The organism is Thioclava electrotropha (genome assembly GCF_002085925.2).
GTDB classification, from domain to species: domain Bacteria; phylum Pseudomonadota; class Alphaproteobacteria; order Rhodobacterales; family Rhodobacteraceae; genus Thioclava; species Thioclava electrotropha.
Map to the genome: position 1 here is coordinate 2,962,050 of NZ_CP053562.1, position 11,883 is coordinate 2,973,932.

11 protein-coding genes and 1 pseudogene are annotated in these 11,883 nt (G+C 65.0%); 4 read left to right on the plus strand and 8 right to left on the minus strand.

Annotated elements, in window-relative coordinates:
* Positions 1 to 7: 7 nt before the first annotated feature.
* The 5 genes and pseudogenes from AKL02_RS14125 to AKL02_RS14145 all read right to left on the minus strand — a co-directional run bounded on the left by AKL02_RS14125 (position 8) and on the right by AKL02_RS14145 (position 6,302).
* Positions 8 to 985, minus strand: a complete 978-nt coding sequence (locus AKL02_RS14125; RefSeq protein ID WP_083078192.1) for an ABC transporter permease — start codon at positions 983 to 985, stop codon at positions 8 to 10.
* Positions 982 to 2,496 carry a sugar ABC transporter ATP-binding protein gene (locus tag AKL02_RS14130; RefSeq protein ID WP_083078193.1) on the minus strand — a complete coding sequence of 505 codons (1,515 nt, stop codon included), beginning with the start codon at positions 2,494 to 2,496 and terminating at the stop codon, positions 982 to 984. Before AKL02_RS14130 ends, AKL02_RS14125 begins: the two co-directional genes overlap by 4 nt.
* Before the next feature lie 76 nt (positions 2,497 to 2,572).
* Positions 2,573 to 3,628, minus strand: coding sequence for an autoinducer 2 ABC transporter substrate-binding protein (locus AKL02_RS14135; protein WP_083078194.1), 1,056 nt, complete (start codon positions 3,626 to 3,628; stop codon positions 2,573 to 2,575).
* Positions 3,629 to 3,760: 132 nt separating this feature from the next.
* Entirely contained in the window at positions 3,761 to 4,495 is a 735-nt protein-coding gene (locus tag AKL02_RS14140; RefSeq protein ID WP_078601676.1) for a DeoR/GlpR family DNA-binding transcription regulator, read from the minus strand.
* Positions 4,496 to 4,629: 134 nt separating this feature from the next.
* Positions 4,630 to 6,302 (minus strand): annotated as a pseudogene (locus tag AKL02_RS14145) (FGGY-family carbohydrate kinase).
* A gap of 305 nt (positions 6,303 to 6,607) precedes the next feature.
* On the opposite strand from AKL02_RS14145, the gene AKL02_RS14150 reads away from it, so the two are divergent.
* The 4 genes from AKL02_RS14150 to AKL02_RS14165 all read left to right on the plus strand — a co-directional run bounded on the left by AKL02_RS14150 (position 6,608) and on the right by AKL02_RS14165 (position 9,889).
* The gene (locus tag AKL02_RS14150; RefSeq protein WP_078547891.1) at positions 6,608 to 7,549 is read left to right on the plus strand and encodes a sulfurtransferase; all 942 of its coding nucleotides are present in this window, start codon (positions 6,608 to 6,610) and stop codon (positions 7,547 to 7,549) included.
* Between the two features lie 14 nt (positions 7,550 to 7,563).
* On the plus strand, positions 7,564 to 8,682 hold the full coding sequence (locus tag AKL02_RS14155) for a YeeE/YedE thiosulfate transporter family protein (RefSeq protein WP_083078216.1): 1,119 nt from the start codon (positions 7,564 to 7,566) through the stop codon (positions 8,680 to 8,682).
* On the plus strand, positions 8,679 to 8,843 hold the full coding sequence (locus AKL02_RS14160) for a hypothetical protein (RefSeq protein WP_165756988.1): 165 nt from the start codon (positions 8,679 to 8,681) through the stop codon (positions 8,841 to 8,843). The genes AKL02_RS14155 and AKL02_RS14160 overlap by 4 nt, the downstream gene beginning before the upstream one ends.
* 134 nt (positions 8,844 to 8,977) lie before the next feature.
* Positions 8,978 to 9,889: a DMT family transporter gene (locus AKL02_RS14165; protein WP_083078196.1), complete on the plus strand. Its 912-nt coding sequence runs from the start codon at positions 8,978 to 8,980 to the stop codon at positions 9,887 to 9,889.
* A 6-nt stretch (positions 9,890 to 9,895) separates the two neighbouring features.
* Here AKL02_RS14165 and minE read toward each other — a convergent pair whose 3' ends face one another.
* The 3 genes from minE to minC are packed head-to-tail and all read right to left on the minus strand — an operon-like array spanning position 9,896 to position 11,825.
* Complete coding sequence (gene minE / locus AKL02_RS14170) at positions 9,896 to 10,216, minus strand: cell division topological specificity factor MinE (protein WP_198453191.1); 321 nt, start codon at positions 10,214 to 10,216, stop codon at positions 9,896 to 9,898.
* Entirely contained in the window at positions 10,213 to 11,055 is an 843-nt protein-coding gene (gene minD, locus AKL02_RS14175; protein ID WP_083078197.1) for a septum site-determining protein MinD, read from the minus strand. Before minD ends, minE begins: the two co-directional genes overlap by 4 nt.
* Entirely contained in the window at positions 11,052 to 11,825 is a 774-nt protein-coding gene (gene minC, locus AKL02_RS14180; RefSeq protein WP_083078198.1) for a septum site-determining protein MinC, read from the minus strand. The genes minD and minC overlap by 4 nt, the downstream gene beginning before the upstream one ends.
* Positions 11,826 to 11,883: the final 58 nt, after the last annotated feature.

Below are 11,883 nucleotides of genomic sequence, written 5' to 3' on the forward strand. Positions count from 1 at the left end.
CCCTGCCTCACACCAAAGCCCGGCGGTCGCGCAGCGCCGTCACGGTCACGGCCGCAACCAGCATCGCGCCCACGACGACCCGCTGCCATGTCGTATCGATCCCCATCAGGATCAGCGAATTCTGGATCATCACGAGGATGAACACGCCCAGCACCGTGCCAAGCACCGTGCCGCGCCCGCCGAAGATCGACGCGCCGCCCAGCACCACCGCCGCGATCACGTCGAGCTCGAGCCCCACGAAGTCGCGCGGATTGGCGAGCCAGATCATCGAGCTGTGCAACAGCCCCGCAAAGCCCGCCAGCGCCCCCGCCGTGACGTAGACGAAGATCATCGTGCGGCCGGTCGAGAAACCCACGCGCTTCGCCGCCTCCGGGTCCGCGCCATAGGCATAGACCGAGCGCCCGATCATCGTGTGCTTCAGCACCAGATGCAGCGCGACGGCGAGGCCGAGATAGATCACGATCATCGCGGTCAGCCCATAGGTCGAGCCATTCGCGCGTTCGAGCACGAACAGATCGGTCTTGCCGAAATTCACCAGCGCCTCGGGCATCTTGTTGATGTTCACGTTCGAGGTGCCGACAAAGCCCAGCACCAGCCCGCGCACGACAGAGGCCGTACCGAGCGTCACGATCAGCGGGATCATCTTGAACTTATGTATGATGCCCGCGTTCATCAGGCCCAGAAGTCCGCCGATCACGATCGCCGAGGCGAAGGGCAGCACCAGCCCGTTATAGTCGAGCGCCACCATCGAGCGCACCACGAGATACATCCCCGCGACCGCGAAGGCCGTGAAAGACACGTCGATCCCGCCCGAGATCATCACCAGCAGCACGCCAAGCGCCATGATGCCGATGACGACGTTTTCCTTGAGCAGGCTGAACAGGTTGGACATTTGCCAGAAGGCCGGGTTCACCAACCCGATGAAGATCATCGCGACCGCAAGGATCGCCAGAATGATCGCGTCGGAGCTGCGCAGGAATCTCATGCGGGCTCTCCTTGTTTTTCGTTGGACAGCGCCGCGTCGAGCGCCTCTTCGGTCAGCGCGTCGCCCGCGAGTTCTCCGGTGATGCGGCCCTCGGTCATGCACAGCACGCGGTTGCAGTTCGCAGCCAACTCCGGCAGGTCGTCCGAGATCATCAGCACCGCCAGATCGTTGTTGCGGGTCAGGTCCTGAATGATGCCGTGGATCTGCTCTTTCGAGCCGACATCGACGCCCACGGTCGGGCCGTTCAGGATCAGCACGCGCGCATCGGTCATCAGCCAGCGCCCGATCATCACGCGCTGCGCGTTCCCGCCCGAAAGCGTGCCCACCGGCACGTCGATCCCCGGCGCGGAAATCGCCATCTCGCCGAACATCTTGTGGGTCTCCTCCCCCGCCTTCTCGGCATCGAGCCACAGATGTGGCGCGAAACGGCTCAGCGAGGAGACGATCGCGTTGTCGCGGATCGAGCGGGTCAGGAACAACCCCTCCGACAGGCGATCCTCGGGCACATAGGCGATGCCCGCCGCGATCGCTTCGGGGACGTTCTTCGGCATCACGGGTTTGCCGTCGACCAGCATCTCGCCGGACATATCGCCGCGCAGACCGAAGATCGCCTGCGCGATGGCCTTGCGGCCTGCGCCGATCAGGCCGGACATGCCGACGATCTCGCCCGGCATCAGCGTCAGGTTGATGCCCTGCGCCTTGTCGCCGACGGTCACGTTGCGCAGCTCCAGCCGCGGTTCACGCCCGCTGACATCGGGAGCTATGAAATGGCCCTGATGCAGATCGCGCCCGGTCATCGCCCGGGTGATCGAGCGTTCGTCATAATCCGAGATCGGGCCTTCGGTGACCTTCTTGCCATTGCGGAAGACGGTGAGACGCTCGGAGATTTCCAGCATCTCGCGCATCTTGTGACTGACGAAGAGCGTGGCGATGCCGTCGGCCTGCAGATCCCGCACGATGCGGAAGAGGCGCTCGACTTCGCGCCCCGTGAGCGTCGTCGTGGGTTCGTCCATGATGATCAGCCGCGCATCGGCGAGCATCGCGCGGGCAATCGCCACGATCTGGCGGCCCGCGGCGGGAAGCGTCTCGACGGTCGCATCGAGGTCGAGCGTCACATCGAGCCGCGCCAGCACGTCGCGCGCCATTTTGCGCGCCCGGCGCCAGTCGATCCGGGTCTTGCCTTCGCGCAGGAAGGTATTGAGCGCGAGGTTCTCGACCACGGTCAGTGTCGGGAACAGCGAGAAATCTTGGTAGATGACCTGCACGCCATGGGCGATCGAGGTCGCGGGGTCGAGCTTGCCGACCGGTTTGCCGTCGATCAGGATCTCGCCCTCGTCGGGCTGATAGACGCCCGAGACGATCTTGATGAGAGTGGATTTGCCCGAGCCGTTCTCGCCGGCGAGGCAGTGGATGCGGGCGGCGTCGAGCGTCAGCGACACGTCATCGAGCGCGCGCACGCCGCCGAAGCGCTTCGAGATGTTGCGCAGCTCGATCAGGGGAGCGGTGGCCATGGGGGTCTCCTCGCAGGCAGGTCGGCAACGGGTGGCACGACCGCGCGCGCCACCCGAGCTTGAGAACCGTCAGGGATCAGAAGTCGTATTGATCCATGTTGTCCTTGGTCACGCCGACCCAGCCGGCCCCGTAGAGCACTTTCGCGTCCGCGCTATCGGCTTCCTTGAGATCGGTATAGCCTTCGAGACCGAGGTTGGTGCCCGCCTTAATATCGGCATGGTCCTTGCCCGAATCACGCGCTTTCAGCTCGGCCAGTGCGATCATGTTCATCGCGTAGCCAGCAACCGCCGGATCCCAGAACTGGATGTAGCTGATATCGCCCTGCGAGATGTACTGACCCGCGACCGACGGAAGACCCGTGCCCGCGAAGTGCAGCTTGCCCTGCAGACCGCCTTCAGCGATCAGACGACCGGCGCCCGCCGAGGTCGGCATCGGACCACCTACGACACCGGCGATGTCGGGATGCGCGGTCAGCGCCTCTTTCAGCTTGTTGTAGTCGGTGTTGGCGTCGTCATAGGTCTCCAGACGATCCGTCGCGAGCGACATGTCCGGATAGGCTTCCTTCTGACGCTCGATCGCGCCGTCGATCCACTCGTTTTGCGACTTCGAGGTCAGCGAGCCGACGGTGGCGACATATTTGCCCTTCTCGCCCATCTGCTTGGCGAGGTGGTCCATCAGCTCCGCGCCATAGGCTTTGTTGTCGAAGGCTTCGATGTCGTAATCGACATTTTTGATGTTCGAGGCTTCGTGGCTGACCACGACGATACCGCGATCACGGGCCTTCTTGAGCACCGGCTCGACCGCTTCCACCGAGAACGGCACGACGGCGATGGCGTCCACGCCCTGCGCGATCAGGTTCTCGATCAGCTGCACCTGCGCTGCCGCATCCGCCTGCGAGGGGCCGACCATCCAGGTGTCGCTGCCGGTATCGTCGCCGAACTGCTTCACGCCGTCACGCATCCGGTCGAACCACGCGATGCCGTCCACCTTCACAACGGTCGCGATGTGATAGGTCTTGTCGGAGCTGAGCATTTCCTTGTCGACATTGCTCGTGTCAACAACCTGCTGCGCCAGTGCCGGGGTGGCCATGGCGACCGCGAATGCAGCGGCCGGAATGAATCCGAGCTTCATGATAATTCTCCCTTCAAGCGGACCTCCTCGTCCGCGTTTCCCGGTTAAGGCGCATGCCGAAACCGGCCCTCCAAGTAATGTTACGATCGCAACATAACTCGGGACCATCTAGGGGATGAAGGGAAGTGTCAACTACATCTTAAGCTGCGCTGCAGCGAGAAGTCCGGCCTCGGTGACGACGCCGGAAACCTCGTCGAGAGACGCGAAAACGACGGGCTTTCGCTGGCCGATCTTGCTGGCGTCCATGACGACAAAACACTGTTTTGAAAGCTCTATCGCCGCACGTTTCAAAGGGACTTCATAGTCATGCGAACAGCTAAGCGCCCCGTCGGAATCGAGCCCGCCCGCCGACAGGAACGCTACATCAATGTTCAAAGGCGCCAATCGGTCGTGCGGATTTCCCGCATGGCAGGAGCGCGTACTCGACTTGATTTCGCCGCCCAGAAACTCGACCGGGACGCTGCTGCGCCCCTGAAGGATCTCCGCCGTGGTCAGACAATGGGTGATGATTCGTCGCGCTTTGCCCTGTGCGAGGAGCCGCGCGAGATGGGGCAGCGTCGTCCCGGTATCGAGGAACACGACTGCCCCCTCGGGCACCAGATCCAGCGCATGACCCGCCGCCGCGCGCTTGGCGTCGATGGCGCGGTTCATCTGCGCGTCGAAGTCGTAATGCTCGGTCGTGCGGGTGGTGACGATATAGCCGCCGCGGCAGGCAAACCCCGCTTCGGGCTGCGCCGCGTCGCGCCGCAGGGTCATCTCGGTCACGCCCATCTGCTCGGACAGGTCGCGCAAACGCAGGGCGGGCGAGACATCGAGCAAGGCGGTTATCTGGTCGATCCGCTCTTGTTGGCGGCTGGGTCTGGTCACGATTTGGCTTTCAAGATTTGGGTTTCGAAACGCATTCTATAATCCGCAGAGTGTCCGAAACCGGACCTGCGAAAGCAAGCACTGCGTTCCAAACCGCACTGCGCCGCAGCGTCACACCTTGTCAGCGAGCCCCGTCACTCGGCTGCCTTGGCCATGCTCTCGCGCACCGATCGCGCCGTCGATTGCAGCGTTAGAAAGGCGTTGAACCGCGCCGCGTGCAACACCTCCACCGCGCCGCCTGCGGGCGCGAACCGGGATGCGACCTGCGACATCGCGCCCATCGCGGCTTGGAGGTCCTCGAACCCCTCCGCCGCGACCGCGCCGAGCATCGCCGCCCCCAGCAGGACCGGTTCCTCGCAGCGGGTGACCACGACGTCGCGCCCGGTCGCATCCGCGATGATCTGGCGGGTGACGGGATGCGCCCCCGCCCCGCCCGAAATCGAAATCTCCGAGATCGGCGCACCATGTTCGGCCTGCACCTCGATGATCTGGCGCAGCCCATAGGCCAGCCCGCACACCCCCGCGACATAAAGCGCCACGAGCGAGTCCAGCCCGGTCTCCATTCCCTGCCCCACGATCACCGCCCGCGCATCGGGATCGGCGAAGGGCGCGCGGTTGCCGAGGAACTCCGGCACAACGTGAAGTCCGTCGGCGAGCGTTGCGACCTCCGAGGGCGAACCCGCCGCCTCGAGCGCGAGATCGGCAAGGAATTCCGGCACGGATTTACCCGCGGCCTGCGCCCGGTCACGCGCCTCCGCTGCTGCCGGATGCAATTGCACGAGCTGCGCAATCGCCGCCCCTGCGCCCGATTGCCCGCCCTCATTGAGCCACATCCCCGGGATCATCGCCGAGAAATAAGGCCCCCAGACGCCGGGCACGAAGGCAGGCGCGCGCGTCGAGGTCATCGTGCAAGACGAGGTCCCGAAGACATAGCCCAGACAATGCGCCGGATCGCCCGACCCGCCCTGCGCCGCGACGGTGCCGATCCCACCGGCATGCGCGTCGATCAGACCGGCTGCGACCGGCGTTCCGGGTGTCAGGCCCATCTGCGCGGCGGCTGCCTCGGTCAGCCCTGCTCCAAGCGGCGTGCCCGGATCGACAATGCGCGCGCCGATCCGTTCGAAGCCGCCCTCGGCCAGATCGCCAAGGCCGATCGCGTGGAAATAGTCCGGATCCCAGCTGCCCTCATGGGCGAGATAAGTCCATTTGCAGGTGACCGTGCAGGCGGAGCGCTCCAGCGCGCCGCTCGCCTTCCATGTCAGGAAATCGGCGAGATCGAAGAATTGCACGGCCTGCGCGTAGATCTCGGGGCGCTCCTCGCGCAGCCACATCAGTTTCGGCGTCTGCATCTCCGGCGAGATCCGGCCGCCCACATAGCGCAGCACCTCGTGGTCGCCCGCATTGATCCGCGCCGCCTGATCGCGGGCGCGGTGATCCATCCAGACGATGACATCGCGCTCGGGCGCATCAGGATCGCCCACGGGCAGCCCACCCTCCGGACCGATCACGGCGAGCGAACAGGTCGCGTCGAACCCGATCCCCGCGACATCGCGCGGGTCTGCCCCGAGGCCGCCAACGCCCCTTTCACCGCATCGCAAACCGCCTGCCAGATCTGGGCGCTCGATTGCTCGACATGGCCATGATCGTCCTGCCACATCTCCAACGGGTGCTTGCCGACGCCGAGAAGCGTGCCCTCCCGATCGAAAATCCCGGCGCGCGCCGAACCGGTTCCGACATCGACACCGACGAATAACTTGCTCACGTTGATCCTCCCCAGACGCGCATCTTGCCCAATCCTTAACGACATCGGGCGGGGACTGCCAACCCGGGGCCGGGGCAGACGATTCTCCGAACACGGGGCTGTCACGCCGCCGAAACCCCGATATCGCGGCCGAAAGGCGTTCCGCTGCGAATAAAAACGCGGTCGCGCGGTTCAGCGCCGCGATGGACCGCGCGTCCACCCCACCACACGGAAAGGGACACATATCTCACGAGCTATCACGAATTTGGAATATTTTCCCCACGCGCAATAGAAGCAGTGAACCGCTTAAGCTTGCCATCACGAAAATCCTGAACAATTTGGGACAAAATCCTTAACCAGCGAGGTTACCCATGACCCGTCTCGCACGTATTTCCGCAGCCGTCGCGACCGGCGCTGCTCTCTTCGCCGCCAGCTCTGCGATGGCCAGCGATCTCGGCCCGCTCGTCACCCCGAGCGAGCTGAACGCCGAGATCGACACCGTCGATCCGGTGCTGCTCGACATTCGCACCGGCAGCTACGAAAAAGGCCATATCGACGGAGCCGTCTATGCGCCCTATTCGCTGTTCCGCGGCCCGGATGACAATCCCGGTCAGGTGCCGCCGATCGCGAAGCTGCAGGCGTCCTTCGAGCAGATCGGGCTCGAGCCCGACCGCCCCATCGTGATCATCGCGCAGGGCGATACCGATACTGACTTCGGCGCAGCCGCACGCGTCTACTGGACGCTGAAAAGCACTGGCTTCACCGAGCTGTCGATCCTGAACGGTGGCACGACCGCCTGGGCCAACGCTGGCCTGCCGATGTCGGACGTGACCGAAAACCTGATGCCGACCGATCTCGATTTGACGTGGAACGACCGCTGGACGGCGGAGACGCCCGCCGTGAGCGATCTCGTCAACGGCAAGGGCAAGGCTGTGCTCGTCGATGCGCGTCCGCCCGCCTTCTTCGAGGGCAAGAAAGCGCACTCCGCCGCTTCGCGTCCCGGCACCCTGCCCGGCGCCGAGAACCTGCCCTACACCAAGTTCTTCCGCTCGGGCGCGACGGTCATCGACGCGAAAACCGATGCGGCCGCTCTGAAAGAGCAGCTGGGCATCAAGGACGGCGAAGAGGTCGTGTCCTTCTGCAATACCGGGCATTGGGCGGCGACCGACTGGTTCGCCATGTCCGAACTTGCAGGCATCGACAACGTGAAGCTCTATCCAGGGTCGATGGTGGAATACTCCCAGACCGACGGTGAGATGGCGAACACGCCCGGTCTGTTGCAGAACCTTCTGAACCAGCTCACCGGAGGCTGATGATGAACACTGCCATTCTTGAACGGCAGGCAGCGTCGGGCGGTATCGCCCGGCGTAGTGCTTTGATCCTCGCAGCCCTTGCAGCGGTCGCGGCCCTCGCGCTGTTCGGCGGCGCGCGCTACGGCTTCATGCTGGCGATCGGGCTGGGCTTCGGTATCGCGCTGGAAGGGCTGCGCTTCGGCTTTGCGGGCCCTTGGCGCGCGATGATCGTGCGGCGTGAGCCTGCGGGCATCCTCGCGCAGCTTCTGGCCATCGCGCTGGTGTCCATCGTCGCGATCCCGGCGATCTCGAGCCATCCGGGCGAGCTAACCGGCGCGCAGGCCCCGATCGGCTTCGCGATGGTCGGCGGCGCCTTTGTCTTCGGCGCGGCGATGCAGGTTGTGATGGGCTGCGGCTCGGGCACGCTTGTGAACGCAGGCTCGGGCAACCCGATCGGCCTGCTCGCGCTCCCGTTCTTCGCCATCGGCAGCTTCTTCGGCGCCTATGGGCTGATCTGGTGGACCAACCTCGGCGCGCTGCCGATCCTGACGCTGCGCGGCACGAGCGGGTTGACCGTCACGCTGGTCCTGCTGGCGCTGGTCGCGGCCACCGTGTTCTTCCTCGGCAAGCGCGGCTCGCGAAGCCTGCCGCGGCGCTACATCATCGCGGCCCTCGTCCTCGCAGCGCTCGCCATCGCGAACCTGCTGGTCGCAGGGCAGCCTTGGGGCGTGGTCTACGGGCTGGGCCTCTGGGTCGCCAAGGGCGTGAACGGAATGGGCTTCGACCTGACGCAATCGGCCTTCTACGCAGCCCCCGGCTCGATCACCCGTGTGAAGGAGAGCCTGCTGACCGACTACACCTCGCTCACCGATATCGGCCTGATCGCGGGCGCGTTCGGGGTCGCCGCTTGGCGTCAGGGCGGGCTGTCGCAGAAATTGCCGAGCTATCCGGCCCGCGCCTGGGCCGCGACGATCATTGCAGGCTTCCTGCTGGGCTATTCCTCGCGACTGGCCTTCGGCTGCAACGTGGGTGCGTTCTTCTCGGGCATCTCGACCGGCAGCCTGCATGGCTGGGTATGGTTCGCTGCAGCCTTCGCGGGCGCCTATCTGGGCATCTGGCTGCGCCCCCGCCTTGGACTGGAGGCACGCGCATGACACGGAAAGCGACTGCCTTCACCGCCCTCGCGGGCCTGCTTCTCCTGATCGGCGCGGATCTTTTGGGTGCGCCGATCAATCCCTACCAAGCCCCACCGGCCTTTGCCTTCGGATCCGGTCAGGTCGCAAGCGGCGGGTTCTGCGGAGCCTTGCCGAACTGATCTCCCAAAATCCTTGCGATCTGGGACACCGGCCCGCTTCCCTCGGGCCGGTGTTCTCTTGCCCGGCCTTGGAACCTCGCGCGCGGACCGCTAGAGATCGCCAGACGCGCGGTCCGCGCGCAGGGAGCCCCATCATGACCAGACATCCGATGTTCGGGATTTTGCTCGCGCTGTTCGGCGCGCTGGCGATTTCGCCCGACACGCTGCTGATGCGCTGGTCGGAGATGAGCGGGGCGCAGATGGTGATGTGGCGCGGCTTGCTGATGGGCGGCGCGATGTGGCTGACCTCCATCACCCTGCGCAGACGCCACCTGAAGCGAGACCTGCAGGCGCTCGCCAGCGGCGCGGGGTTGGTGCTGGTCGCCTGCCATTTCTCGAACATGACGCTGTTTGCTGTGGGGATCGCCGCCGCCCCGGTGTCGGTCGTGCTGTTCAGCGTCTCGACCGTGCCGGTCTTCGCGGCGCTGCTGTCCCGGCTGCTCCTGCGTGAGAACACCCACTGGTCGACATGGCTCGCCATCGCCGCCGTTCTCAGCGGGATCGGGCTGGCCGTCTTCGGCCCGGCCCCGGCGAGCGTGGGCGGCAATCCGGTCTACGGCGCGCTTGCGGGGCTTGGGGTCGCTTTGAGCCTGTCGACGACCTTCGTCACGATCCGGCGCAATCCGCATCTGCCGATCCTGCTTGCCGTCGGCTCCGGGGCCGGGCTGGCCGGACTTTCAGCGCTGCTCTGGACGGGAGGCGCGACCGTGACGGGCGGTCAGATCTGGGCAATCGCGCTGGCGGGCGGCGTGGTGCTGCCGATCTCGTTCATGTCGCTGTCGTTTGCCTCGCGCTACACCTCGGCCTCGAACGTCAGCCTGCTGATGCTGCTCGAGACGATCCTCGGGCCGATCTGGGTCTGGTGGGGAACGGGCGAGGCTCCGAGCCGCGCGATGCTGATCGGCGGGGCGATCGTGATCGGGAGCTTGGCGCTCTATCTCTGGCACGCCGGCCATCGGCAGAGCGTTCTCCGGCGCAGCCAATCCGCCGCGCCGGAGCATCTCTAGTAACGCTTACTTCCGGGCAGCCGACTTGGCGGCCGGTTTCGCGGACTTCGCGGATTTGGCGGCTTTCTCCGAATCCGAGGGCATCTCGATATTGATCTCGAGGCTCGAGATATCGTCGTTGCGCTCCATCCGGATATCGACGCCATCCTCTTCGATCTGCATGTATTTGCGGATCACCGCGAGGATGTCGCGTTGCAGATCGGGAAGGTAGTCGGCCTGCGCCGACCCGCTTCCGCGTTCATGCGCGAGCAGGATCTGCAAACGGTCCTTGGCCGTCTGCGCCGATTTCGCGCGGCGGGGTTTGAGCGAGAAACCGAACAGGCTCATGCGGACCGCCCGAAGAGACGACCGATGAAGCCCGGACGCTTCTCGCCCGGAATGCGCATCGGAACATCCTCGCCCAGAAGGCGCGAGACCGCGTCGTCATAGGCGGCCGACGCGCTGGACGGCTCGTCGAGTACGACCGGCATGCCGGTGTTCGATGCGCGCAGGACGGCGTTGCTTTCGGGCACGATACCGATCAGCGGGACCGCCAGAAGCTCCAGCACATCCTCGACCGTCATCATCTCGCCCTTGTCGATGCGCGACTGGTCGTGACGGGTCAGAAGCACCTGCGCCTTGACCGGCTCGCCGTCGCTTTCGGCCCGGCGGGTCTTGGACGACAGAAGGCCCAGCACCCGGTCGCTGTCGCGCACCGAGGAGACTTCGGGGTTGGTCACGACGACCGCCTCATCGGCGAAGAACATCGCGAGCTGCGCGCCACGCTCGATCCCGGCAGGGCTGTCGCAGATGATGTAGTCGAATTCCTGACGCAGTTCGTCGAGCACCTTCTCGACGCCCTCTTGCGTCAGCGCATCCTTGTCGCGCGTCTGCGAGGTCGGCAGGATCGAGAGCGTCTCGACTCGCTTGTCCTTGATCAGCGCCTGCTTGAGCCGTGCATCGCCCTGAATGACGTTGATGAAGTCGAACACCACGCGGCGCTCGCAGCCCATGATCATGTCGAGGTTGCGCAGCCCCACGTCGAAATCGATCACGACGGTCTTATGGCCGCGCTTGGCGAGACCGGCAGAGATTGCGGCGGCGGACGTGGTCTTGCCCACGCCCCCCTTGCCCGAGGTGATCACGATCACCTTGCCGAGCGGCGAATCGTCCTTGAGTTGCGTCATTCGAACGCCTCCACACAGAGTTTGTCATCGTCGAGGAAAACCTGCACGGGCTTGCGACGAAGCTCCGCGGGGATGGTTTCGCTCGTTTTGTAAAGGCCCGCGATCGCGAGCAATTCAGCGTCGAGCTGGCGGCAGAAGATACGCGCGCTCTCATCGCCATGTGCGCCTGCCATCGCCCGTCCACGCAGCGTGCCGTAGACATGGATGTTGCCCGCCGCGACCAGTTCCGCGCCCGAGGCGACCGATCCGACCACCGTCAGATCGCCATGCTCGGCCACGATCATCTGGCCCGAACGCACCGGCGTCTGCACGACCTTGTTGCGCGGGACCGGCGGGGCCGCCCGCTTCGCCGCAGGCTGCGGCTTTTGCGGCTTTTGCGGCTTTTGCGGCTTCGGCTCGGGCATCGCGGTCTCGCGGCCCACCTTGATCGGAATAATTCCGTAGCCTTTTACTGCGCTTAGCTGCGCCTCGGTGGCGTTTTGCGCCCCGAAGATCTGCAGATCGCGCGCGAAAAGGTTGTCGATCATGTCGCGCACATCGGCCGGTTTCGAGAACTCCGGCACCTGCGCGAAATCGAGCACCATCGGCGCTCCGGCCAACAGATGGGGCGTCTTCGCAAGCTGCGCATCGAGCGCGGCATAGAACACGTCATCAGGCGCGTCTGTCTCGAGCCGTAGCGCGATGGCGGTCAGGAACAGACCGCGGAACTGGAAAGGTTGAACCGAGACCGGCGCAGGCTTCTGCCCGGTCGGAGATAGGGTATCTGACACGAGGGTAGCTCGCTTCTGCTCAGGAGTCGGGGCGCATCGTGCACCCACATTGTTTTTC